This is a genomic window from Pseudoxanthomonas koreensis, assembly GCF_010093225.1.
GTDB classification, from domain to species: domain Bacteria; phylum Pseudomonadota; class Gammaproteobacteria; order Xanthomonadales; family Xanthomonadaceae; genus Pseudoxanthomonas; species Pseudoxanthomonas koreensis.
The window spans coordinates 81,556-104,686 of the sequence record NZ_PDWM01000005.1; the positions used below are offsets into that span (position 1 = coordinate 81,556).

Below are 23,131 nucleotides of genomic sequence, written 5' to 3' on the forward strand. Positions count from 1 at the left end.
GTGGGGCGGTTACTGCCGCAACCAGGTCTGCGACTTGCAGAGGAAGGCGATGCAGCCGGACACCTCCAGCTTCTTGCCGCCCTCGACCAGCTCCATCTTCGACTTGTAGACCTTGCCCTCGTCCGGCTTGAGGATGGTGCCGCCGGAATACTCGCCACCGCCGTCAGCCTTCATCCCGCGGATGATCTCCATGCCGGTGATCGGCTTGCCCTTGCGGTCGTCCTTGCACTTGTCGCAGAGCGGGTTGGGCTTGCTCGGATTCAGCAGCTCGACGATGTGGCCGCTGATGACGCCGTTGGGCGCCTGGGTGATCTCGACGATGGACTTGGGCTTGCCGGTGTCGCTGTCGATGGTCTTCCAGCGGCCGACGACCGAGTCGGCCGCGCTGGCCTGGGGCGAGGTCAGCGCCAGCGGCAGGGCGAGCAACGAGCAAAGCATGGTGTGGCGTAGGCAGTCGCGCATTGCGGTCTCTCCGGACTTTCGGGTCGAAGCGGCGGGGTGTCCGTCTTTATACCGGCATCCGCAGGCGTACGGAAGCAGTGCCGCCGCACGACGATGGGCGGAGTTCATGCGTTTCAGCATCGCCGGTCGCCCGTTCCATAATAAGCCGATGACTGATCCTTCCCGTATCTATGCCCAGGCCGTCGATGCCCTCAACCAGGGGCGCTGGCAGCAGGCGCTGGCATTGGCAGATTCGCTGCTTTCCGTCGCCGCGGGGCACGCGGGGGTGCATTTCGTCGCCGGCGTGGCCGCCTTGCAGATGGGCGCGATGCCTCGTGCGCTCGGCCACCTGGAGACGGCGGTGCGCCTGAATCCGTCGCGCCCGGACTACGCGGCGCAATGGGCGCGGGCGCTGTCCTCGGCGGCGATGGCGCGCGAAGCGCTGGAAGTCGCCCGGCGCGCGCTGGCCCAGGATCCGAAGGATCCGATGACGCTGGACACCTTGGGCGTCGTGTTCACCCTGGTCAATGCCCACGAAGAAGCGGCCAGGGCCTTCCGGGACGTGGTGGCCCTGCGGCCGGAGATAGCCAGCTATCGCTTCAACCTGGGGACATCGCTGAGCATCCTCGGCGACATGGATGGGGCCGAACGCGAGCACGAAGCCTGTCTCGCGCGGGATCCACGGTACTGGAAGGCGCACCTGGCGCTGGCCCAACTGCGTCGACAGAACGGGCAGTCGAACCACGTCGAGCGCCTGTCGCAGCTTCTGGAACAGGCGCGCGGCGATCGCAACGGGCGCATGTACCTGCACCTGGCGTTGGCCAAGGAACTGGAGGACCTGGGTCGCGAACCGGAGTCGTTCGAGCACCTCCGCCTTGGCAAGCAGGCGGGTGGGGAAGGGCGTAGCTACGACTTCGAGCGCGATCGCGCGATGTTCGACGCGATCATCGGCGCATTCCCCGACGTGATCGACGTCTCGCACGGCCACGACAGCGCGGAGCCGATCTTCGTGATCGGCATGCCGCGGTCGGGGACCACGCTCGTCGAACGGATCCTCAGCAGTCATCTGCACGTCCACTCGGCCGGTGAGCTGCCGAACTTCGGGTTCTTGCTGAAGCGGATGTCCGGCAGCCGGACGCCGGCCCTGCTGGACGCGGATACCCTGCGGGGCGCGGCTTCCATCGCGCCGGCGGACCTGGGGCGGGCCTATGTCGAAAGCACGCGGCCCGGGACCGGGCAGTCGCCGCGCTTCATCGACAAGCTGCCCCACAATTTCCTCTATGCCGGTCATATCGCCCGCGCGCTGCCGAACGCGCGCATCGTCTGCCTGCGCCGCGACCCCGTCGATACGGTCCTGAGCAACTTCCGTCAGCTGTTCTCGCAGGGCTCGCAGCAATATGATTATTCATTCGACCTGCTCGACAGCGGGCGCTATTACCTGCAGTTCGAGCGGCTGATGGCGCACTGGCGCCAGGTGCTGCCCAACCGGATCCTGGAAATCGGCTACGAGGAGATCGTCGACGATCAGGAATCATGCACGCGCCGCCTGTTGGCCTTCTGCGGCCTGCCCTGGGACGACGCATGCCTGGCCTTCGAGCGGAACGCGGCACCCGTCGCCACCGCCAGCCTGGCGCAGGTACGTTCGCCGCTCTACCGGACATCGATGCTGCGCTGGAAGCGCTACGAGGCGCAGCTCGCCGAACTGTTGTCGCTGTTGCGTGAAGGCGGCATCGCGGTCGATTGAGCGCGTCCGGCCGGTTCCGCACGGCAGTGCCGGTCGATTCGACCGGGGACGAAAGAAAGGGGCCCCGCCGAAGCGGGGCCCCTGGAGTTGCTCGGGCCGGTTCGCGGGCCCTTGCAGTTACTGGCCGAACATGTAACGCACTTCGAAATAGACCGCACGGCCGTACACGCTGTAGTTGAAGCTGTTGTACGGCGCACCGGTCGTGCCCGGATAGCTGTCGTCCTCGGGAGGCATCTCGTTGGTCAGGTTGGTGACCAGCGCCGACAGTTCCAGGTTGTCGAGAGCCTGGTAGGTCAGGCTGGCGTTGAAGGTCGTGAAAGCATCCAGCTTCCCGGCACCCGGAGCGTCGAAGCCCGTGCTGCTGATCGAGGCGCGGTAGTTCGGCGTCTCGCCCATCCAGTTCATGTACAGCGTGGTCGACCAGTCGTTCTTCCGCCAGGTACCAGACAGGGTCGCGCGATCCTGCGGATCGGTGCTGTAGTACGGATCGTCGAGGTAGTCGTTGGTCGGGTCGCCTTCGTAGATAGTGCGGTCGTGCTTCAGGATCCGCGTGTAGTTGCCGTCGAAGGCGAACGTGCCCCAGCTGGCCGTATCCAGTACGTAGTTGAAGGTGCCCGTCACCGCCTCCATCTGCCGCTCGGAGACGTTGATCTTCGGGGTGTAGATCTCGGACACGAAGTTGTTGCTGGCCTGGCGGGTGACCTGCGACAGCGCCTGCACGCAGGTCGGCGAGTTGATGTCGTCGATGCCGGCGCGGCAGCGGTACTCCTGGTACATCAGGCCGTTGGCGCTCTGCTGGGTGACCTCGTTGTCGATGTCCCAGCTGTAGTAGTCGGCCGTGAACGACAACGAGTTCGTCGGGGCCCACACCAGGCCGACGTTCCACACGTCCGCGTTGATCGGCTCGAGGTTGACGTTGCCGGACTGGGTGCCGAACACCTGCCTGCTCGAGAGCTGCGACGGGCACTGGTCGATCTGGGCCGGATCCTGCGGATCGTAGCCGGCCTGGCTGCACAGGTAGTAGTCGGTGACGAAGGTGTAGAAGCCGCTGACGCCCTGGAACTGGTCGGACAGTGTCGGCGCGCGGAACGCGGTGCCGTACTTGCCGCGGAACATCAGGGACTCGATCGGACGGAACTCCATGCCGATGCTGTAAGTCGACTTGTCGAGCGTGTCGCCGCCCTCCGGGCTGAACGAGTCGTAGCGACCCGAACCGGTGATGGTCAGCGTGTCGAGCACCGGCATGCGCAGCTCGGCCGTCGCGGCATAACGGTCGCGTTCGCCACCGCCGGCCACCGATGTGGTGCCCCAGATGGAACCGTCGAAGTAGCGCGGGTCCGGGGTGTAGTCCCACGTCTGCTGACCCCATTCCAGCGCGACCGCGAGGCCGGCGTCGCCGCCCGGCAGCGAGAACAGCGTGGAGTTGGTCACCTGGGCGCGGAGCATGGTGTCCGAGGTCTCGGAATTGCTGGTCGCGTAGCCGGTGAAGCTCTGGAAGTCCTGGCGACCCGAACCGGTGATGGTCAGCGTGTCGAGCACCGGCATGCGCAGCTCGGCCGTCGCGGCATAACGGTCGCGTTCGCCACCGCCGGCCACCGATGTGGTGCCCCAGATGGAACCGTCGAAGTAGCGCGGGTCCGGGGTGTAGTCCCACGTCTGCTGACCCCATTCCAGCGCGACCGCGAGGCCGGCGTCGCCGCCCGGCAGCGAGAACAGCGTGGAGTTGGTCACCTGGGCGCGGAGCATGGTGTCCGAGGTCTCGGAATTGCTGGTCGCGTAGCCGGTGAAGCTCTGGAAGTCCTGCTGCGTGATCGGCTGGTAGAACGCAGCGTAGTCTGGCGTGAACACCGGGTAGTTGCCGAAGTACGGGTCCCAGCCCTGTTGCGGACCCAGCACCCTGTTCTGGAAGAAGTCGTTGATCGCGTCGGCCCAGCGGACGAAGCCGCGCTCTTCCAGCTCGTAGCGGGTGTAGGTGCCGCCGAAGTCGTAGCTCCAGTCGGACTCGCCGAAGTAGCCCTTCACGCCCAGTGCGGTCTGGTAGGCATCGCTGACGTCGAAGGCCATCGAATTGCGGAAGCCCTCCCGACCCATGTCCTCCGGAGCGAAGGCGCGCTGCAGGTTGATCAGTCCGTCGACGTCCGGATCGTAGAAGTAGCCCCACTTCACGCCGGTGCCCCACCAGGTGTAGTTGGAGCCGACGTGGTAGCCGACCTTCTCGTGGCTGTACAGCAGGTCGGCGTACAACTGGGTGCTGTCGTTGAAGTCGTAGGTGACGTGGCCCATGAACTGGGTCGCGTCCTTCTCGTTCATGAGGGTGCGGTAGCCGGGCGTGAAGAACGAGCCGCAGTACTCGCCGAAGCTGGCGCCGGGCCGCACCTGCTTGTCCACGGTGCCGTCGAACAGGTGGTCGACGTTGGCGCAGTCGGCCGCCTCGGGCGGCAGGCTCACATAGCCGAAATTACCGAGGCCTGCGTTGCCGATGTCCTTGTAGCCGTACACCAAGAAGTCGCGGCTGGCGACCGGCGGCGAGGTGCCGTTGGGGTTGAACTGCTTGGTGAGGTCGCGCTGGAAGCCCCAGATCGGGCTGCGCGTTTCGTACTGCAGGCCGGCCACGCCGTTGAGGCGGCCGTCGAAGGCGGAGAAGCCGTCGGCGATGCTCACGCGAAGGCTGTTGCCGCCGCCTTCGGTGTAGGTGCCGCCGCGGATGTTCAGCATCGCGCCGTCCATCTGCTTCTTCAGCTTGATGTTGATGACGCCGGCGATCGCGTCCGAGCCGTACAGCGAGGACTGGCCGCCCGGCAGGATCTCGATGGATTCGACCAGGTCGATCGGAATGTTGCTGATGTTGTTGAACGTGTCGCTGCCGTTGTAGAGGGCCGGGTAGTTGGCCATCGGGCGACCGTCGATCAGGTACTTGGTGTAGCCCGGGTCGAGGCCGAACATGCCGATGGTTTCGGCGCCCTGGGTGAACGATGCCGAGGTCTGCGAGCCCTGGACACCGCCCGTGGACACGGAGGCATGCTGCAGCACGTCGGCGACCGAGGTGAAGCCGCGCGAGCGGATGTCCTCGGCGGAGATGGTCATCACCGGCGAGAAGGTCTCCAACTGGGTCTGCGGAATCAGCGAACCGGTCACGACCACCTTGTCGAGGGTCCTGGTGTCGGTGTCGGGTGCTTCCCCAGTGGCCTCCTGGGCCAGCGCAGGCGCCATCATGGGCAGGGTCAGCGCGGAGAGCAGTGCGATGCTCAAACGGTTGCGTTTGCAACGTGACACGGGGGTATTGGTCATGAGGATTCCCTATGGCATTGTTTTTTTTAAGGCGACCCGCCCAAGGGCGAAAGCTGAATAGGACCATGACAGCGGGGTCCTGTCCCGAAGTTAACACGCTATTAATTCCACGTGCATCCATTTGACACAATGGTCCCGTCGTCAGCTGGCCGTCCAACCGAATGAAATCCGTTTTTGACCCGATTCCCGAACTGCAGCGCCTGCCTCTGCCGCAGGGCATGCCGCTGGCTCCCCCCTTGGCGCGCTGGGAGGTGCAGGCCGTGGCGGGCGGGTGCCGGGTGGCCGTGCAACTTGGTTTTCCTGCCGGGATGGAGCTGGATGGGTGGCTGCGCGAGTCCGTGGCCAGGGTGGTCGGTGCGCACGGCCTGGCCCTGGCCGGTCTTGACGTCAGCAGCCGGGTCGCGGCGCACGCGGTGCAGCCCGGCCTTTCGCCGGCACCGCGGATCCGCAATGTCATCGCCGTGGGCTCGGGCAAGGGCGGGGTCGGCAAGTCCACCACCGCCGTGAACCTGGCCCTGGCCCTGCAGCGGCTGGGGGCGAAGGTCGGCGTGCTCGACGCGGACGTCTACGGCCCCAGCGTGCCGGCCATGCTCGGCCTGTCCGGGCGCCCGGAGAGCCCGGACGACAAGTCGATCGAGCCGATGCGCGCGTTCGGGGTGGAGGCGATGTCGATCGGCCTGCTGGTGGACACCGACACGCCGATGATCTGGCGCGGGCCAATGGCCACCTCGGCGCTGACCCAGCTGTTCAGCGACACCCGCTGGGGCGACCTGGACTACCTGCTGATCGACCTGCCGCCGGGCACCGGCGACATCCAGCTGACCCTGGCGCAGAAGATCCCGGTGGCCGGCGCGGTGATCGTGACCACGCCGCAGGAGATCGCCACGCTCGATGCGCGCAAGGCACTGAAGATGTTCGAGAAGGTCAACGTGCCGGTGCTGGGCATCGTCGAGAATATGGCGGTGCACGTGTGCAGCAACTGCGGCCATGCCGAGCACCTGTTCGGCGAGGGCGGGGGGCGGGCGATGGCCGCGCGCTACGGCGTGCCGCTGCTGGGCTCGCTGCCGCTGGACCTGCGCATCCGCGAGCAGGGCGACGCCGGCATGCCGGTGGTGGCCGCGGCGCCGGATTCGGCGCCGGCGCAGGCCTACCTGGCCGCGGCGCAGGCGATGGCCGCGCAGCTGGCCGCACGGCCGCGGGCCTCGATCCCGATCGCCTCCAGCCTGGCTTGATTCCCTTGTAGGAGCGGGCATGGCCGCGACACGGGCGTCCGGACCATATGGGCCGTCGCCTGTGCCGACGGCGTCGTGTCGCGGCCATGCCCGCTCCTACAAGGGAAGCGGGCTCGGCTAGAATCGGCGGTTCCCGGGCCGTCGCGCCCCCGGGAACACCGCATGAGCATCAAGAGCGACCGCTGGATCCGGCGCATGGCCGAGCAGCACGGGATGATCGAGCCGTTCGAGCCGGGGCAGGTCAAGCATGCCGCCGACGGCAACCGCATCGTCAGCTACGGCACCTCCAGCTACGGCTACGACGTGCGCTGCTCGCGCGAGTTCAAGGTGTTCACCAACATCAACTCCACGATCGTCGACCCCAAGCACTTCGACCCGAAGAGCTTCGTCGACATCGAGGCCGACGAGTGCATCATCCCGCCGAACTCGTTCGCACTGGCGCGCACGGTGGAGTTCTTCCGCATCCCGCGCGACACCCTGGTGGTGTGCCTGGGCAAGAGCACCTACGCGCGCTGCGGGATCATCGTCAACGTGACCCCGCTGGAGCCCGAATGGGAAGGGCACGTGACCCTGGAGTTCAGCAACACCACGCCGCTGCCGGCGCGGATCTACGCCAACGAGGGCGTGGCGCAGATGCTGTTCTTCCAGTCCGACGCGGACGATGTCTGCGAGACCTCGTACAAGGACCGCGGCGGCAAGTACCAGGGCCAGACCGGCGTCACCCTGCCGCGCACCTGAGCGCGGCCACCTGGCCCCCCACCAACAAAAGGGGACGGAGGCAATTAATCGGGATTAATTGCCTCCGTCCCCTTTTGTCTTCACTTGCGCTTGAGCAGCAGGCCCACGCCGACCGCGACCAGGATCGCCGGCCACCACGTGGCCAACAGGCTGCCCAGCCCGCTATCGATCCATCCCAGGTTGCGGGCGAGGAGGAGCAGGCCGAGGATGATCAGGATGAGCGCGGAGACGACGTTGGAGCCCATGGCGTTCGGATTCGTGATTGCGGACGGGCGCCTATCCTAGCCGCGAACGCCACGCCGCGGTGAGCGCGGCGAGCGCATCGGCTTCGTGGCGCACCGCCGCGCCGCTGCCCCAGACCGGGCCGGGCCAGGCCGCGTCGCCGGCATGGCGGCCGACCAGGTGCACGTGCAGCTGGCGCACGATGTTGCCGAGCGCACCGATGTTGAGTTTTTCCACGCCTGCTTCGGCGCGCAGCAGGTGCGAGACCTGGTTGATCTCGGCCAGCAGCAGGCGCTGCTGGCCGCCGTCCAGCTCGATCCACTCGGTGGCGCCGGATACGCGCGGCACCAGCAGCAGCCAGGGGAAGCGGGTGTCGTCCATCAGCCGCACCTGGGAGAGCGGGCCGTCGGCGATGAACACGCTGTCGGCGGCCAGGCGCGGATCGAGTTCGAAGGCCCCGCTCATTGCAGGTGCTCCGCGAGGAAGGCCACGCTGCGTTCGCGCGCCAGCCGTGCGCTGTCCTTGTCGTAGGCCTTCGGGTCGACGTCGCGGTTGAAGGCGTGGCCGGCCGGGTAGGTGAACACCGGCATGGAGGGCAGGCGCTGCCGGTGGGCCTCGACGGCCTCGGGCGCGATCGAGGAATCGTGTTCGCCGAAGTGGAACATCACCGGCGCCTTCGGTGAGGCCACCCGCGCCGGATCGTCGAGGCAGGGCAGGTTGCGCGCGCCGTAGTAGCTGACCGAGGGCAGGCCCAGCTCCAGCGCCGAGAGCATCGCCACGGTGCCGCCCCAGCAGTAGCCGACCGTGCCCACCGCGGTGTTCGCCTGCAGCGCAGCCAGGTGCGTGCGCAGGCGTGCCGCGGCGGATTCGACGATCGCCAGCGCACGATCCATGCCCAGTTGCCCGACCAGTTCGCGGCCGCGGGCGAAGCCGGCCTCGTCGTAGCCCAGCTCCACGCCGCGTTCGACCGGGTCGAAGAACGCCGGCGCCAGGACCGCGTAGCCTTCGGCGGCATAGCCGTCGGCCACCTCGCGGATGTGCGGATTGACGCCGAAGATCTCCTGGACCACGACCAGGCCGGCTTTCGGCGCGCCGGGCGGGTCGGCCTGCCAGGCGGCGATGCTGCCGGCGGGGGTGTCGAGCTGGATCCACTGGCCCATGGCCTGCTCCCTGGTTCGGTCGGGCCCCATTATGGGCTCCGTCTTTGCAGGGCCGGACGTGCCGGCTGCCCCGCCGGCTTGCCGATGGGGGCAGGGCAGCGGGGACGCCCCATCCCATGAAGGCGGCGGCGGGGCGGTGGTCCGGGGCGGTACAGGCGCGGCCGGTATAATTCCGCGCCCCGGCGGTGCCGGGCCCGCCACCCTCCCGGCAGCCAGTCCAACGCCCCATGTCCCTGCAGAACCCCAAAGTCGGCTTCGTCAGCCTCGGCTGCCCGAAGGCGCTGGTCGATTCCGAACGCATCCTCACCCAGCTGCGGGTGGAAGGCTACGACCTGGTCCCCAGCTACGACGACGCCGACGTGGTGGTGGTCAACACCTGCGGCTTCATCGACTCGGCGGTGGCCGAATCGCTGGATGCCATCGGCGAGGCGATGAACGAGAACGGCAAGGTCATCGTCACCGGCTGCCTGGGCAAGCGCTCGGAACTGATCCGCGAGCAGTACCCGGACGTACTCTCGGTCTCCGGCCCGCAGGACTACGGCAGCGTGATGGAAGCGGTGCACAAGGCGCTGCCGCCCAGACACGACCCGTTCGTCGACCTGGTGCCGGACTACGGGATCAAGCTGACCCCGCACCACTACGCCTACCTGAAGATTTCCGAAGGCTGCAACCATCGCTGCAGCTTCTGCATCATCCCGTCGATGCGCGGCGACCTGGTGTCGCGCCCGGTCGACGAGGTGCTGCGCGAGGCCGAGCGGCTGGTGAAGGGCGGCGTGCGCGAACTGCTGGTGGTGTCGCAGGACACCTCGGCCTACGGCGTGGACCTGAAGTACGCCGCGCGCAGCTGGCGCGGCCGCGAGTACCAGACCCGGATGAAGGCGCTGTGTGAGGGCCTGTCCGAGCTCGATGCCTGGACCCGCCTGCATTACGTCTATCCGTATCCGCACGTGGACGACGTGGTGCCGCTGATGGCGGAGGGGAAGATCCTTCCGTACCTGGACATCCCGTTCCAGCACGCCAGCCCGCGCGTGCTCAGGCTGATGAAGCGTCCCGGCGCGGTCGACAAGACCCTGGAGCGCGTCCAGCGCTGGCGCGCGATGTGCCCTGAGCTGACCCTGCGCTCGACCTTCATCGTCGGCTTCCCCGGCGAGACCGAGGCCGAGTTCGAGGAGCTGCTCGACTTCCTCGATGAGGCGCAGCTGGACCGCGTCGGCGCCTTCGCCTACTCGCCGGTGGACGGCGCAGCGGCCAACGCGCTGCCCGATCCGGTGCCGGAAGAGGTGAAGCAGGAGCGCCTGGCGCGTTTCATGGAGCGCCAGGGCGAGATCTCGGCCGCGCGGCTGGAGGCCAAGGTCGGCAGCGTGCAGCGTTGCCTGGTCGACGTGCTGGACGGCGAGCTGGCGATCGCCCGCTCGATGGCTGACGCGCCAGAGATCGACGGCGTGGTCCAGATCCAGGACGGCCGCGATGCCGGCCTGCAGGTCGGCGAATTCGTCGACGTGCGGATCATGGGCAGCGACGAGCACGACCTGTACGGCGAGGTGGAATACGCCGGAACCGCCGGCGACGCCTCGCCGCTGGGCCTGCGCCTGGTCTGACCTCCACGACCGGCGTCCCCTGTAGGAGCCCACTTCAGGGGGCGACCCGATTCCACCGGATTGTGCCGCGTACAACGCGCAGCCGCCGGATCGGTCGCTTTGTACGTGGCTGTGATCCTGGTCCGTCGGGTCGCCCCCTGAAGTGGGCTCCTACAGGGGGGTCACGAGGGGTCCGGGTACTCGACGGCGACGATGGCGAACCGCGCCGGGCCGCCGGGCAGCTGCGCTTCGACCTCGTCGTCGATGCGCTTCTTCAGCAGCGCCCGCGCCAGCGGCGAATCGATGCTGATCCAGCCGGCCTGGGCGTCGGTCTCGTCCGGGCCGACGATGCGGTAGCGCGCCAGCGCGCCGCTGTCCACGCGTTCAAGCTCCACCCAGGCGCCGAAGAACACCGCATCCGGATCCGAGGGCGCCTGCTCGACCACCTTCAGCGCCGGCACCCGCTTGCCCAGGTAGCGCACGCGCCGGTCGATCTCGCCGAGCTGCTTCTTGCGGTAGGTGTACTCGGCATTCTCCGAGCGGTCGCCTTCGGCGGCGGCCGCGGCCAGCGCCTTCACCACTTCCGGCCGCTTCACCCGCCACAGCTCGTCGAGCTCGGCCTTGAGCCGGTCGTGGCCGGCGCGGGTGATCAGCGCGGTGCTCTTCTCGGGTGGCGGACGCCAGCGGGACATGTCGGGTTTCAGCGTTTCTTGCCGCCGAAGATGCCGCCTAGGATGCCGCGCACGATCTGGTTGGTGATGGTGCGCGCGGCCTGCTTGCTGGAAGCCTCGATCACGCCTTGGCGGCGGCCGGTGCCGAACAGGACGTCGCTGACCGCCTTGCCGAAGCCGCCTTCCTCCTGTTGCGGCTGCGCGCGCCCGCCACGCGCCGCGCCACCACCGGTGCCGCGCGCCGGCGGCGCCTGCGCGGCATCGCTCGCGGCCTGGGCGCGGGCGGCCAGTTTTTCGGCCGCCGATTCGCGGTCCACCGCCTGGTCGTACTTCGCCCCGACCGGGCTGCCGGCACGCACCCCGGCGCGCTCGGCGTCGGTGATCGCACCCATCCGGCAACGCGGCGGCGCGATCTTCGTCTGCTGCACGGGCGAGGGCACGCCCTTTTCCTGCAGGGTGGAAACGAGCGCCTCGCCGGTGCCCAGCTGCGACAGGGTCGCGGCGACATCCAGCTTCGGGTTCGGCACGAAGGTCTCGGCCGCGGTCTTCACCGCCTTCTGGTCGCGCGGCGTATAGGCGCGCAGCGCGTGCTGCACGCGGTTGCCGAGCTGGCCGAGGATGTTGTCGGGCACGTCGTCCGGGAACTGCGAGCAGAAGTACACACCCACGCCCTTGGAACGGATCAGCCGCACCACCTGCTCGATGCGCTGCTGCAGCGCCGCCGGCGCATCGTCGAACAGCAGGTGCGCCTCATCGAAGATGAAGGCCAGCTTCGGCTTCTCCAGGTCGCCGACTTCGGGCAGGTTCTCGAACAGCTCCGACAGCAGCCACAGCAGGAAGGTCGCGTATAGCCGCGGCTTCAGCACCAGCTGGTCGGCGGCGAGGATGCCGATCACGCCGCGGCCGTCGTGGTTGACCCGCATGATGTCGGCCAGCTCCAGGGCCGGCTCGCCGAAGAAGCCTTCGCCGCCATCCTGCGACAGCCGCAGCAGCGCGCGCTGGATCGCCGCCACCGACTGCGCGCTGACCAGGCCGTATTCGGTGGAAACGTCCTTGCGCTCCTCGGCGACCAGGTTGAGCAGGGCGCGCAGGTCGTCTATGTCCAGCAGCAGCAGGCCGCGGTCGTCGGCCAGCTTGAACACGATGTCCAGGATCCCGGCCTGGGTGTCGTTCAGCTCCAGGATGCGCGAGAGCAGGGTCGGGCCCATCTCGCTGACCGTGGTCCGCACCGGATGGCCGAGCCTGCCGTACAGGTCCCAGAACAGCACCGGGCTGGCCGCAGGCGCATAGCCTTCCACGCCCAGCTCGGCCGCGCGCTGCAGCAGCTTCTCGTTGCCGTCGCCGGCCACCGCCAGCCCGGCCACGTCGCCCTTCACGTCGGCCATGAACACCGGCACGCCGATCCGTGAGAAGCCCTCGGCCAGGGTCATCAGGGTCACGGTCTTGCCGGTGCCGGTGGCGCCGGCGACCAGGCCGTGGCGGTTGCCGTATTTCGGCAGCAGGTGGACCGGGATGTCGTCGGTGATGCCCTTGCCCAGCAGGATCGGATCCATTGATCGCCTCGTGGCGGCAGTCGGCCGCGGTTGCAGGGGATTCTAGCGGGGTGGGCCGGTGGCAGGGCGCGGCTTGCCGCCCGGTGCCGGCGGCGGCTACCCTGCCCAACGTTCCTGCTGCTGATGTCGTGTCCGATGTTCTCCGTTTTCGTGCGTTATCGCCGGCCGCTGGCCGCGCTCCTGTTCCTGCTCTGCCTGTCCCCGTCCGCGCTGGCGCAACGGGTGTCCGCGAAGGACAAGGCCGCCGCCGACGTACTAGTCCAGCGCATGTCCGCCGCCGAGCAGCGTTACCGCGACGCCCTGGTCCTGGCCGGCAACGGCGATCCCCGCGGCATGGACGAGGGCAACGCCGCGCTGGAGGACATGGAGGACGTGGTCGCCGCCTGCACGAAGCAGAAGGGCTGCCCGATGTCGGACCTGCTCGCGGCCTGGAAGCGGTTGCTCAAGGCCGAGGTCGATGCGGCCGACGATGAAGACCCGGGCGAGGACGAACTGCTCGAGGCCGACACCGCGCTGGCCGCCGACATCCCCGAGGCCGCGCGCACCCTCACCCTGCTGGGCGACGACCGCCGCCACGCCTTCGACCGCATGGTCGAGTACAACCCGGCGATCCAGGCCGGCATCCGCCGCTGGCTGACCGACATGCGCCCGGCGCTGATGAACAGCTACGAGAACTACCAGTACATGCGCCACCTGATGTGGCCGGAGTTCGAGCGCCGCGGCCTGCCCGAGGCGCTGCTGTTCGGGATCATGGCCAAGGAATCCAACGGCCGCGTGCACGCCACTTCGCGCGCCGGCGCCGCCGGCCCGCTGCAGTTCATGCCGGCCACCGGCCGCCGCTTCGGCCTGGGCCCGGACGGCACCGGCTTCGACAGCCGCTACGACCCGCGCAGCGCGGCGATGGCCAGCGCCGCCTACCTCAACGAGCGCCTGCAGCAGCTCAACAACGACCTGGAACTGTCGCTGGCCGGCTACAACGGCGGCGAGGGCAGGGCGCTGCGCGTGCACCGCGCCAGCGGCGGCAGCGGTTTCTGGAACGCCTCGGTCTACGACCAGTTCCCGGCCGAGACCCGCGACTACGTGCCGATGGTGGTCGCCGCGGCATGGATCTTCCTGCACCCGCGCCAGTACGGGGTGGTGTTCCCGAAGGTCGACGCGCATCCGGCGACGTTCAAGCTGTCGCGCGCGGCGAGCATCTACGAGCTGACGATCTGCCTGGGCAACAGCGGCACGCGCGACGGCTACATGCGCACGCTGCGCAACCTAAACCCGCGCTACGAGGCCGAGGTCTGGATCCCGGCGGGGACCACGCTCAACGCGACCACCCGGATCGCGGGCCTGTACCACCGGCATTGCGCCAGTGGTGCGCGCGCGAACCTGGCGCGTGCGCTGGTCAACGCCGACGTCAACACGGCGATCGTGCGCGACGGGCCGGCGGGCAACGTGGCGGTGGGCGACGTGACCCAGTTGCCGAGCGAGGTCGCGCCGCAGCCGGCGCCAGCGGCGAAGAAGCCGAAGGCCCGCAACCACAAGGTGGCCAAGGGCGACACCCTCAACCGGATCGCGCAGCGCTACGGCTGCGACCTGAAATCCCTGGCCCGCGCCAACGCGCTCAAGGCCCCCGGCTACAGCGTGCGCGTGGGCCAGCAGCTGAAGCTGGAAGGCTGCAGCGGCTAGGACGGACTGCAACCTGCAACCGCAGGTACGCAGGTACGCAGGTACGCAGGCAGGCGGGAAGGCAACGCAAGGCAAGGCGAAATCGAGACAAAGGCGGCGGGTGTCGTTGGCTCCGGACGGAGTCCGCCGGCGCATGGGGGCATGGCCAACCCCTCGGGACGACATCCTGTCTTTACGAGGGGCCGTGGCACATCCATGTGCCACTTGGTCCATGCCCCCATGCGCCGACGGCCTTCAGGCGCGTTCGGGTTCGCGCCTGCGGTTCGGGAACAGACAAATCCCGTTCCCGACCCGATCGCCTTTACTTCCTGTAGGAGCCCACTTCAGGGGGCGACCCGGAAGCGCTGGATCGCAGAAGCATTTGACGCGGGCATTCCGGAGATTGCGCGTTGACCGTGGCGTCTCCAGGTAGCGTCGGGTCGCCCCCTGAAGTGGGCTCCTACAGAAGAGCGCAACGAGTGCTGGCGATTCCGCTGTTGCTTGCAGCGCAGGTCGAACCGCACGGCGCATGCCCCAACGTGCCCGAAGGCCGTCGTTGCAGTGGGGTATGGCCCAAGTGGCACATGGATGTGCCACGGCCCTGAGTAAAGACAGGATGTCGTCCCGAAGGGTGGGCCATACCCCGCTGCAACGGCGGACTCCCCCCGAAGCACGCGAGCCAGGCCTTTGCAGTTGCAGTTGCCCTTGCGACGACACCCGCCCCCGCTACGACACCCGCGTCAGCCTCTGCGGTAGGCCAGCGCCTGCCCCAGTTTCACCGGCGATTCCGCGTCCAGCCCCGGTGCCAGCGTCGCCGCGCCCGGGGGCAGCAGCACGATCACCGTGGAGCCGTAGTTGAAGCGCGCCATCTCGGCGAAGCGCTCCAGCACGATGCCCTTGCCCCGCCAGTCCTTGCGCACGACCTCGTCGGCGTAGTCGGGGATCTCGACCCCGCTCCACACCGTTTCCACCCCCGACACCAGCAGCGCCCCGACCATCACCGACGCCATCGGCCCGAAATCGGTGTCGAAGTGGCACACCAGCCGCTCGTTGCGCGCGAACAGGCCGGACACGCCACGCACCGCCGCCGTGCCCACGCTGAACAGCCGTCCCGGCACGTGCACGGTCTCGCGCAGCGTGCCGGTCCACGGCATGTGCACGCGGTGGTAGTCGCGCGGCGACAGGTACACGGTGGCGAAACTGCCGCCGGCGAACACGCGCGCCGCCTGCATGTCGCCCAGCAGCTGGGCGGCGGTGAACGAGCGGCCCTTGGCCTGGAAGATGCGCCCGTCGGCCTCGATCGCGCCGAGCTGGCTGATGTGGCCGTCGGCCGGCATCAGCAGCGCGCGCGGATCCGGATCGGGCGTGCGCGCGCCGGGCTTCAGCGCGCGGGTGAAGAATGCATTGAAGGTCGGGTAGGCGGTCGCATCCGGCTGTGCCGCCTCCGCCAGGTCCACGCCGAATCGGCGCACCACGGTGTCGATCAGCGCCTGCTTCAGCCACGGGTCCTGCGAATACGCCGCGCTGCGCGCGATCGACGACAGCATGCGGTGCGGCAGCACCCGGGTCAGCGCGGTCACCAGGCTCAAGGTGCGCGCTCCGCTGCGGTCAGCCGGGCCAGGTCGTCAGCAATCGCCTGCGGCTGGAATGGCGGGCGGATCAGTCCGGCCAGGCGGCCCTGCGGGTCGAGCAGGGCGATGTTGGCCGAGTGATCGACGCTGTAGTCCTGCGGGTTCCGGTCGAAGTTCCTCCCGGGCACCTTCATGAACACGAAGCCGATCGAGGTGGCGAACTTCTCCAGCGCCGGCACGTCCGCTGTCGCGGCCAGGGTGTCCGGATGGAACGCGTGCGCGTACTCGCCGGCCTTGCCCGGAGTGTCGCGCTCGGGGTCCACCGACACGAACAGCACGCGCGGGCGGGTCGATTCAGGCAGGGACTGCCACTGCTTCTGCGCCTGCGCCAGTTCGGACAGGGTGGTCGGGCACACGTCCGGGCAGAAGGTGAAGCCGAGGAACGCCAGGGTCCAGTGCCCGGCCAGTTCGCCCGCGACCAGCGGCGTGCCGTCGGACTGGCGCAGGTTGAAGGCCGGCAGCTCGCGCGGCTGCGGCAGCAGGGTGACGGTCTGCAGCGCAGGCGCGGCGGGCGCGTTGTCCGCGCCGAGGAACCGGTAGGCGGCCAGCAGCCCGAGGCCGGCGAACAGCGCGGCGACCAGGATGTAGACGGAAGTGCGGTTGAACATGCGCGGGTGGTCCGGGGCGGCGTCGTGGCCGGCCATGATACCGGCCCGGGCGCGGCCGGCCGGTGAGCGGGATGCGCAACGCGGGGAACGGCACGGCCCTGGAGCGGCCCGGAACGTGGCCACGCACCGCCTGGCCTATAATTCCCGCCCCTTCCGACCCAGCCGCCCGTGCGGCGCCGCGCCATGACCGCCGACCCGGCCGCCGAGCTGCACACGATCATCGACCTGATCCGCTACGGCGGCAGCCGCTTCAACCAGGCCGGGCTGACCTTCGGCCACAGCTACGACAACGCCATGGACGAGGCGACCCAGCTGGTCCTGCACGCGCTGCACCTGCCGCACGACCTCAGCCCGGTCTACGGGCAGTCGCGGCTGACCACCGCGGAGAAGCGCGCCATCCTGGCCCTGTTCCAGCGCCGCATCGACGAGCGCGTGCCCGCCGCCTACCTGACCGGCGAGGCCTGGTTCGCCGGGCTGAGCTTCAAGTCCGACGCGCGCGCGCTGGTGCCGCGTTCGCCGATCGCCGAGCTGATCGAAGGCGGCTTCGAGCCGTGGCTGGGCGGGCGCGAAGTGCGCCGCGCGCTGGACCTGTGCACCGGCTCGGGCTGCATTGCCATTGCCATGGGCCACCACAACCCGGACTGGCAGGTCGACGGCGTGGACATCAGCGACGACGCGCTGGCGCTGGCCGCCGAGAACAAGGCGCGGCTGCATGCCGACAACGTCACCCTGCTCAAGTCCGACCTGTTCGCCGGCCTGACCGGCCGCCACTACGACCTGATCGTCACCAACCCGCCGTACGTCACCGACGACGAAACCGACGCGCTGCCGAAGGAATATTCGTACGAGCCCGAACTGGGCCTGCGCGCCGGCCCGGACGGACTGGACCTGGTGCTGAAGATCCTGCGCGACGCCCCGATCCACCTGTCCGAGGACGGCCTGCTCATCTGCGAGGTCGGCGAATCGGAGCGGCACCTGGTGAAGCTGCTGCCGGAACTGGACCTGGCCTGGATCGAGTTCAAGGTCGGGCAGATGGGCATCTTCGCGGTGGAATGCCGCGACCTGATCGCGCACAACGCGCGCATCGCCGAGCTGGCCGCCGCGCGAGCCTGAGTCCGGCGCGGAGGCCGCAACCGTTACCGCGGCAACATTTCCGGCCCGCCTGCCGCACTGCAGCAGAGCCCGCCGATATGCGATCCTTGCCCGTCCTCCACCGGATCCATGCGCGGGGCGCGCCTTGAGCAGCAACACCTTCGGCAAGCTGTTGTCGGTCACCACCTTCGGCGAATCGCACGGCCCGGCCATCGGCTGCGTGGTCGACGGCTGCCCGCCGGGGCTGGAGATCGCCGCGGAGGAATTCGCCCACGACCTGCAGCGCCGCGCCACCGGCAAGAGCCGCCACACCTCGGCGCGGCGCGAGGCCGACGAGGTCGAGATCCTCTCCGGCGTGTACGAGGGCCGCACCACCGGTACCCCGATCGCGCTGCTGGTGCGCAATACCGACGCGCGCAGCAAGGACTACGCGGACATCGCCGCGCAGTTCCGCCCCGGCCATGCCGACTACACCTACTGGCAGAAGTACGGCATCCGCGACCCGCGTGGCGGCGGCCGCAGTTCGGCGCGCGAGACCACCATGCGCGTGGCCGCGGCGGTGATCGCGAAGAAGTGGTTGTGGCAGCGCCATGGCGTCAGCGTGCGTGGCTTCCTCGCCCAGCTCGGCGAAGTGAAGCCAGCCGGCTTCGACTGGAGCGCGGTCGAGGACAACCCGTTCTTCTGGCCGCACGCGCCGCAGGTGCCGGAGCTGGAGGCGTACATGGACGCGCTGCGCAAGTCCGGCGACTCGGTCGGCGCGCGCGTCACCGTCGTGGCCGACGGCGTGCCGCCGGGCTGGGGCGAGCCGATCTACGGCAAGCTCGACGGCGAACTGGCCGCGGCGCTGATGGGCATCAATGCGGTCAAGGGCGTGGAGATCGGCGACGGCTTCGATGTCGTGGCGCAGAAGGGCACCCGGCACCGCGACCTGATCGCACCCGGTGGCTTCGCCAGCAACCATGCCGGCGGCATCCTCGGCGGCATTTCCACCGGGCAACAGGTGCTGGCCTCGATCGCGCTCAAGCCGACCTCCAGCCTGCGCCTGCCGGGCCCGACCGTGGACGTGCATGGCGATCCGGTCGAGGTGATCACCACCGGCCGCCACGATCCCTGCGTCGGCATCCGCGCCACGCCCATCGCCGAGGCGATGGGGGCCCTGGTGCTGATGGACCAGGCGCTGCGCCACCGTGCCCAGTGCGGCGACGTCGGCGAGGTGCCGCCGCGGATCCCCGCCGGCAGCGGCGCGGTCGGCCCGGACCCGGGCGAAAGCGGGCAGGGGGGCTGAGCACGGCGATGGCCGTTCCGCGTCCCCGCGTCTGGGTATCGCAGCCGCTGTTCGACGACATCGTCGACCAGCTCGCGGTGCACTGCGAGGTGGACGCAACCGCACAGGTCACCGCGCACGCGCCGGCCGATGTCGCCGCGCACCTGCGCACGGCGGACGGCGCGCTGGTCACGCTCAACGAACGCATCGGCGCGACCGAGCTGGCCGCAGCGCCGCGGTTGCGCGCGATCGCCAACGTCGGCGTCGGCTACAACAACCTGGACATCCCGGCCCTGGACGCGGCCGGCGTCATCGCCACCAACACGCCCGATGTCCTCACCGAAACCACCGCCGACACCGGCTTCGCCCTGCTGATGGCCGCCGCGCGCCGGATCACCGAATCGGAGCGCTGGCTGCGCGAAGGGCAGTGGGGCCAGTGGTCGTTCTCGACCATGCTCGGCAACGACATCCACGGCAGCACCCTGGGCATCCTCGGCATGGGCCGGATCGGCCAGGCCATCGCCCGCCGCGGCCACCACGGCTTCGGCATGCAGGTGCTGTACCACAACCGCTCGCGTCTGCCGGAAGACGTCGAGCGCCGGCACGGCGCCCGCCATGTCGACTTCGACACGCTGCTCGCGCAGGCCGACCACCTGGTGCTGGTGCTGCCGTACTCGCAGGCCAGCCACCACATCATCGACGCCGCGGCGCTGGCGAAGATGAAGCCCACCGCCACGCTGGTGAACATCGCCCGCGGCGGCCTGGTCGACGAGCCCGCGCTGGCCGACGCACTCGCCAACGGCCGCCTGGCCGCCGCCGGCCTGGACGTGTACGAAGGCGAGCCTGCCGTGCGCCCGGAACTGCTGGCGCTGCGCAACGTCGTGCTGACCCCGCACATCGGCAGCGCCTCGCTGGCCACGCGCCGGGCGATGGTGCAGCTGGCGGTGGACAACCTGCGGGCCGCGCTGGGCTTCGGCCCGGACGCCGGCCACCCGCCGACTCCGGTGACCGCGAAGACCACCACCGGCAAAGCCGGCATCGCTGCCATTACCGGCGCCGGTGCGGGCAACACCGCGGCCGGCAAACGCCAGGGAACCTCCGCCTGACCCGACGCAGCATCCGGGTCCGCACAGGCAGGAAGGTTCCCCGAACCCGGACCGCACGCGCGCAACGCGCGACCCGCAAGCCATCGCACCGAATCCCCGAGAAGAAGACACCCCCATGAGCACTGCAGAACGTCGTTTCACCGTCGCCGTCGTCGGCGCCACCGGCGCGGTCGGCGAGACCATGCTGTCGATCCTGGCCGAGCGCCAGTTCCCGGTCGGCGAACTCGTCGCCCTGGCCTCCGAGCGCTCCGCCGGCGGCGAGGTCGAGTTCGGCAACCGCAAGGTGCCGGTCCGCGACCTGGCCACGTTCGACCCCAAGGGCGTGGACATCGCCCTGTTCTCCGCCGGTGGCAGCGTGTCGAAGGAGTACGCACCGAAGTTCGCCGCCGCCGGCGCGGTGGTGATCGACAACTCCTCGGCCTTCCGCTACGACGACGACGTGCCGCTGGTGGTGTCGGAGGTGAACCCGGAAGCGGCGAAGCAGCGCCCGCGCGGCATCATCGCCAACCCGAACTGCTCGACCATGCAGATGCTGGTCGCGCTGGCGCCGCTGCACCGCGAATACGGCATCGAGCGGATCAACGTGGCCACCTACCAGTCGGTCTCCGGCGCCGGCCGTTCGGCGCTGGAGGAACTGGGCCGGCAGACCGGCTCGCTGCTCAACTTCCAGGACGCCGACCCGCAGCGCTTCCCGGTGCAGATCGCCTTCAACCTGATCCCGCACATCGACGACTTCCTCGACAACGGCTTCACCAAGGAAGAGATGAAGCTGGTCTGGGAGACGCGCAAGATCCTCGGCGACGACAGCATCCAGGTGAACCCGACCGCGGTGCGCGTGCCGGTGTTCTTCGGCCATTCCGAGGCGGTGGCGATCGAGACGAAGAAGAAGGTCACCCCCGAGGCCGCGCGCGAACTGCTCGAGCGCTCGCCGGGCGTGGAAGTGGTCGACGAGCGCAGGGCCGGCGGCTACCCGACCCCGGTCACCCACGCCTCCGGCAACGATCCGGTGTACGTCGGCCGCATCCGCGAGGACTTCTCGCACCCGCGTGGCCTGAACCTGTGGATCGTCTCCGACAACATCCGCAAGGGTGCCGCGCTCAACGCCGTGCAGGTGGCAGAGCTGGTGGCGCGGGAAGGCTGAGTCGCCCGCACCTGCCGCCCCGGCTTTGGCCGGCGGCAGGTGCATCCCGCTCGACTCGCCGCGCTCAGCCGTGCGTACCCCCCTGTAGGAGCCCACTTCAGGGGGCGACCCGGAAGCATCGGCCCACAGCCCCGCTCAACGCGACCCACCCGGAGGATTCGCGTTGACCGCGCCGTCCTCCAACGGCGTCGCGTCGCCCCCTGAAGTGGGCTCCTACAATGGCGGGGCGTTCCGTTATAGTGCGGCGCATGGAAAAGAGGGGACGGGGCGCCAGGCGCCCGTGGCACTGGTTGCTTGCGATCGGCCTGTCGCTGCTCAGCGGCGGCGCGATGGCGCTTGGCCTTGGCCAGATCCGGGTGCTGTCGGCCCCGGGTCAGCCGCTGCTCGCTGAGATCCCGATCATCTCCAACGAGCCGGGCGAGCTGGAAAACGCGCGCGCGCGCCTGGCCTCGCCCGAGACCTTCGCCCGGGTCGGCCTGCAGCCGCCGACCGGGCTGGTCAACGACCTGCAGTTCGAGATCACCGCCGACGCCCAGGGCAGGGCGGTGGTGCGCGTCACCAGCAGCGCGCCGGTCGACGTGCCGGCGCTGGCCTTTCTGGTCGAGGTCGACTGGGGCCAGGGCCGGCTGGTGCGCGAGTACTCGGCGCTGGTCGCCGCGCCGCAGACCGCCGCGGCGATCGAACAGCCGGTGATCGAAGCGCCGCAGGCGCTGCCTTCCGACGCCATCATCCGCGAGCCGGCCCCGGTGCCGGCACCGCCCGCCGCAGCCGCGCAGGTGGACACCGTGCCACCCGCGCCGGCGCCGCAGCCACCCGCTCCGGCACCCGCGCCGCGCCCGGCGCCCGCCATCGCCGCGCCGGGCGAGGCCCTGGTTCGGGTCGAGCGCGGCCAGACCCTGTCGCAGATCGCCGCCGGCATGGACCGCGGCGGCCACAGTTTCGACCAGGCCATGGTGGCGCTGCTGCGCGCCAATCCCGAGGCCTTCATCGGCGGCAACATCCACCGCCTGCGCAGCGGTGCGGTGCTGCGCATGCCGGCGACAGCCGATTTCGAACAGGGCGATGCGGCCAGCGCCTCGGCGCTGGTGCGCGAGCAGACCGCGCAGTGGCGGCAGGCGGCGCGCCCGATCGTGCAGCCCGCCGACAGCGGCACCACGCCGGCGCCCGCGGCCACCGCTGCGGCACCTGCACCGGCGCCGGCCGCGCCGACCGCACCTGCCGCAACGGCAGGCGCGCGGCTGGAAATCGCACCGGCGGTCGCGGCCGCCGGTACCCAGGCGACTGAATCCGGACTTGGCGCCGGTGGCGAGGGCGACATGCTGGCAAACGAACAACTGCGCCAGGCCCGGGAAGACCTGGCCACGCGCGACTCGGAACTGCAGGAACTGCGCAGCCGGGTCGAGGAGATGGAGAAGCTGCAGCAGCAGCAGCTCAAGCTGATCGAGATGAAGGACAGCGAGCTGGCCGCCGCGCAGCAGGCGCTGGCGCGCAGCAACACCGCCACCGCCGCGACGCCGGCGGGCGATGCGTCTACGCCGGCCTGGCTGTGGGGCGGCGCTGGCCTGCTGCTGCTCGCCGGGCTGGCCTGGTGGCTGGCGCGCCGGCCCAAGCCGATGCCGATCCCGGTCGCCCGCGGGCGCGGCTTCGATGCCGCCGAACTGGCCGCCGCGCTGCCGCAGGCGGCCGCGCCGGTGGTCGACGATGAAGACGATGACGACGACGCGCCCGTTCCCGCGCACGACCCGCGCGACGAAGCGGCCACCTATCCGGCCGAGCAGCACCCGGACGACGCATCCGCGGTGCCGGCCTGGCACACCGGCGCCGCGATCGGCCTGGCGCCGCTGAACCCGGCACCGGCCGGCCGCGAGCGCCTGGAGCTGGCGATCGCCTACCTGGACCTGGGCGACGTGGACACCGCGCGCAGCCTGCTGCACGAAGTCGCCGCCGGCCAGGACCCGTCCGCGCGCGACGAAGCGGCCCAGCTGCTGCGCGAGATCGGCTGAGCGG

19 protein-coding genes are annotated in these 23,131 nt (G+C 69.6%); 10 read left to right on the forward strand and 9 right to left on the reverse strand.

The genetic code is table 11. The features are described 5' to 3' along the window. Positions 1 to 9: 9 nt before the first annotated feature. Positions 10 to 462: a DUF2147 domain-containing protein gene (locus CSC64_RS02965; protein WP_238389730.1), complete on the reverse strand. Its 453-nt coding sequence runs from the start codon at positions 460 to 462 to the stop codon at positions 10 to 12. Positions 463 to 610: 148 nt separating this feature from the next. On the opposite strand from CSC64_RS02965, the gene CSC64_RS02970 reads away from it, so the two are divergent. Continuing rightward, the gene (locus CSC64_RS02970; protein WP_162433833.1) at positions 611 to 2,185 is read left to right on the forward strand and encodes a tetratricopeptide repeat-containing sulfotransferase family protein; all 1,575 of its coding nucleotides are present in this window, start codon (positions 611 to 613) and stop codon (positions 2,183 to 2,185) included. Between the two features lie 117 nt (positions 2,186 to 2,302). Here CSC64_RS02970 and CSC64_RS02975 read toward each other — a convergent pair whose 3' ends face one another. Further along, on the reverse strand, positions 2,303 to 5,473 hold the full coding sequence (locus CSC64_RS02975; RefSeq protein ID WP_162433834.1) for a TonB-dependent receptor plug domain-containing protein: 3,171 nt from the start codon (positions 5,471 to 5,473) through the stop codon (positions 2,303 to 2,305). 218 nt (positions 5,474 to 5,691) lie between these two features. On the opposite strand from CSC64_RS02975, the gene apbC reads away from it, so the two are divergent. Both apbC and dcd read left to right on the forward strand, forming a co-directional pair. Beyond that, entirely contained in the window at positions 5,692 to 6,705 is a 1,014-nt protein-coding gene (apbC, locus tag CSC64_RS02980; protein WP_238389734.1) for an iron-sulfur cluster carrier protein ApbC, read from the forward strand. Between the two features lie 162 nt (positions 6,706 to 6,867). Beyond that, complete coding sequence (gene dcd / locus CSC64_RS02985) at positions 6,868 to 7,443, forward strand: dCTP deaminase (protein ID WP_162377256.1); 576 nt, start codon at positions 6,868 to 6,870, stop codon at positions 7,441 to 7,443. 80 nt (positions 7,444 to 7,523) lie between these two features. On the opposite strand, the gene CSC64_RS13865 is transcribed toward dcd, so the two are convergent. From CSC64_RS13865 to CSC64_RS02995, 3 genes are read right to left on the reverse strand one after another with little or no spacing between them, the layout of a single operon-like run. Then, on the reverse strand, positions 7,524 to 7,688 hold the full coding sequence (locus CSC64_RS13865) for a LiaI-LiaF-like domain-containing protein (RefSeq protein WP_202922303.1): 165 nt from the start codon (positions 7,686 to 7,688) through the stop codon (positions 7,524 to 7,526). 31 nt (positions 7,689 to 7,719) lie between these two features. Beyond that, positions 7,720 to 8,130, reverse strand: a complete 411-nt coding sequence (locus CSC64_RS02990) for an HIT family protein (RefSeq protein WP_162433835.1) — start codon at positions 8,128 to 8,130, stop codon at positions 7,720 to 7,722. Beyond that, a complete protein-coding gene (locus CSC64_RS02995) occupies positions 8,127 to 8,825 on the reverse strand; it encodes a dienelactone hydrolase family protein (protein WP_162433863.1) in 699 nt (232 codons plus the stop codon). Before CSC64_RS02995 ends, CSC64_RS02990 begins: the two co-directional genes overlap by 4 nt. Positions 8,826 to 9,052: 227 nt before the next feature. Here CSC64_RS02995 and rimO point away from each other — a divergent pair, with 227 nt between their 5' ends. After that, positions 9,053 to 10,423, forward strand: coding sequence for a 30S ribosomal protein S12 methylthiotransferase RimO (gene rimO, locus CSC64_RS03000; protein WP_162433836.1), 1,371 nt, complete (start codon positions 9,053 to 9,055; stop codon positions 10,421 to 10,423). Positions 10,424 to 10,584: 161 nt separating this feature from the next. Here rimO and greB read toward each other — a convergent pair whose 3' ends face one another. Together greB and CSC64_RS03010 are read right to left on the reverse strand one after the other, a co-directional pair. Continuing rightward, a complete protein-coding gene (gene greB, locus CSC64_RS03005) occupies positions 10,585 to 11,094 on the reverse strand; it encodes a transcription elongation factor GreB (protein WP_162433837.1) in 510 nt (169 codons plus the stop codon). A gap of 8 nt (positions 11,095 to 11,102) precedes the next feature. Beyond that, positions 11,103 to 12,626: a helicase HerA-like domain-containing protein gene (locus CSC64_RS03010; protein ID WP_162433838.1), complete on the reverse strand. Its 1,524-nt coding sequence runs from the start codon at positions 12,624 to 12,626 to the stop codon at positions 11,103 to 11,105. A 135-nt stretch (positions 12,627 to 12,761) separates the two neighbouring features. Between CSC64_RS03010 and CSC64_RS03015 the strand changes: the two genes are divergently transcribed. Further along, positions 12,762 to 14,303: a transglycosylase SLT domain-containing protein gene (locus CSC64_RS03015; protein ID WP_162433839.1), complete on the forward strand. Its 1,542-nt coding sequence runs from the start codon at positions 12,762 to 12,764 to the stop codon at positions 14,301 to 14,303. Positions 14,304 to 15,022: 719 nt separating this feature from the next. On the opposite strand, the gene asd is transcribed toward CSC64_RS03015, so the two are convergent. Beyond that, positions 15,023 to 15,871, reverse strand: coding sequence for an archaetidylserine decarboxylase (gene asd, locus CSC64_RS03020; protein WP_162433840.1), 849 nt, complete (start codon positions 15,869 to 15,871; stop codon positions 15,023 to 15,025). Beyond that, a complete protein-coding gene (locus tag CSC64_RS03025) occupies positions 15,868 to 16,521 on the reverse strand; it encodes an SCO family protein (protein ID WP_162433864.1) in 654 nt (217 codons plus the stop codon). Before CSC64_RS03025 ends, asd begins: the two co-directional genes overlap by 4 nt. A gap of 183 nt (positions 16,522 to 16,704) precedes the next feature. Between CSC64_RS03025 and prmB the strand changes: the two genes are divergently transcribed. The 5 genes from prmB (at position 16,705) to CSC64_RS03050 (ending at position 23,127) form a co-directional block, all read left to right on the forward strand. Next, on the forward strand, positions 16,705 to 17,634 hold the full coding sequence (gene prmB / locus CSC64_RS03030; RefSeq protein ID WP_162433841.1) for a 50S ribosomal protein L3 N(5)-glutamine methyltransferase: 930 nt from the start codon (positions 16,705 to 16,707) through the stop codon (positions 17,632 to 17,634). A gap of 124 nt (positions 17,635 to 17,758) precedes the next feature. Then, complete coding sequence (gene aroC, locus CSC64_RS03035) at positions 17,759 to 18,898, forward strand: chorismate synthase (RefSeq protein WP_162433842.1); 1,140 nt, start codon at positions 17,759 to 17,761, stop codon at positions 18,896 to 18,898. An 8-nt stretch (positions 18,899 to 18,906) separates the two neighbouring features. Then, entirely contained in the window at positions 18,907 to 19,983 is a 1,077-nt protein-coding gene (locus tag CSC64_RS03040) for a 2-hydroxyacid dehydrogenase (protein WP_162433843.1), read from the forward strand. A 115-nt stretch (positions 19,984 to 20,098) separates the two neighbouring features. Next, the gene (locus CSC64_RS03045; RefSeq protein WP_162433844.1) at positions 20,099 to 21,124 is read left to right on the forward strand and encodes an aspartate-semialdehyde dehydrogenase; all 1,026 of its coding nucleotides are present in this window, start codon (positions 20,099 to 20,101) and stop codon (positions 21,122 to 21,124) included. 248 nt (positions 21,125 to 21,372) lie between these two features. Further along, positions 21,373 to 23,127 carry a FimV/HubP family polar landmark protein gene (locus CSC64_RS03050; RefSeq protein ID WP_162433845.1) on the forward strand — a complete coding sequence of 585 codons (1,755 nt, stop codon included), beginning with the start codon at positions 21,373 to 21,375 and terminating at the stop codon, positions 23,125 to 23,127. The last annotated feature ends 4 nt before the right edge of the window (positions 23,128 to 23,131 follow it).

What these genes read in the sequence shown, in the direction of transcription:
- CSC64_RS03015 (WP_162433839.1), top strand. Translation starts at nt 12,762, where the DNA reads ATGTTCTCCGTTTTCGTGCGTTATCGCCGGCCGCTGGCCGCGCTCCTG.
- CSC64_RS02975 (WP_162433834.1), bottom strand. Translation starts at nt 5,473, where the DNA reads ATGACCAATACCCCCGTGTCACGTTGCAAACGCAACCGTTTGAGCATC.
- CSC64_RS03040 (WP_162433843.1), top strand. Translation starts at nt 18,907, where the DNA reads ATGGCCGTTCCGCGTCCCCGCGTCTGGGTATCGCAGCCGCTGTTCGAC.
- CSC64_RS02965 (WP_238389730.1), bottom strand. Translation starts at nt 462, where the DNA reads ATGCGCGACTGCCTACGCCACACCATGCTTTGCTCGTTGCTCGCCCTG.
- dcd (WP_162377256.1), top strand. Translation starts at nt 6,868, where the DNA reads ATGAGCATCAAGAGCGACCGCTGGATCCGGCGCATGGCCGAGCAGCAC.
- greB (WP_162433837.1), bottom strand. Translation starts at nt 11,094, where the DNA reads ATGTCCCGCTGGCGTCCGCCACCCGAGAAGAGCACCGCGCTGATCACC.
- CSC64_RS13865 (WP_202922303.1), bottom strand. Translation starts at nt 7,688, where the DNA reads ATGGGCTCCAACGTCGTCTCCGCGCTCATCCTGATCATCCTCGGCCTG.
- CSC64_RS03025 (WP_162433864.1), bottom strand. Translation starts at nt 16,521, where the DNA reads ATGTTCAACCGCACTTCCGTCTACATCCTGGTCGCCGCGCTGTTCGCC.
- CSC64_RS03050 (WP_162433845.1), top strand. Translation starts at nt 21,373, where the DNA reads ATGGAAAAGAGGGGACGGGGCGCCAGGCGCCCGTGGCACTGGTTGCTT.
- CSC64_RS02995 (WP_162433863.1), bottom strand. Translation starts at nt 8,825, where the DNA reads ATGGGCCAGTGGATCCAGCTCGACACCCCCGCCGGCAGCATCGCCGCC.
- prmB (WP_162433841.1), top strand. Translation starts at nt 16,705, where the DNA reads ATGACCGCCGACCCGGCCGCCGAGCTGCACACGATCATCGACCTGATC.
- CSC64_RS02970 (WP_162433833.1), top strand. Translation starts at nt 611, where the DNA reads ATGACTGATCCTTCCCGTATCTATGCCCAGGCCGTCGATGCCCTCAAC.
- CSC64_RS03010 (WP_162433838.1), bottom strand. Translation starts at nt 12,626, where the DNA reads ATGGATCCGATCCTGCTGGGCAAGGGCATCACCGACGACATCCCGGTC.
- CSC64_RS03045 (WP_162433844.1), top strand. Translation starts at nt 20,099, where the DNA reads ATGAGCACTGCAGAACGTCGTTTCACCGTCGCCGTCGTCGGCGCCACC.
- rimO (WP_162433836.1), top strand. Translation starts at nt 9,053, where the DNA reads ATGTCCCTGCAGAACCCCAAAGTCGGCTTCGTCAGCCTCGGCTGCCCG.
- CSC64_RS02990 (WP_162433835.1), bottom strand. Translation starts at nt 8,130, where the DNA reads ATGAGCGGGGCCTTCGAACTCGATCCGCGCCTGGCCGCCGACAGCGTG.
- apbC (WP_238389734.1), top strand. Translation starts at nt 5,692, where the DNA reads ATGCCGCTGGCTCCCCCCTTGGCGCGCTGGGAGGTGCAGGCCGTGGCG.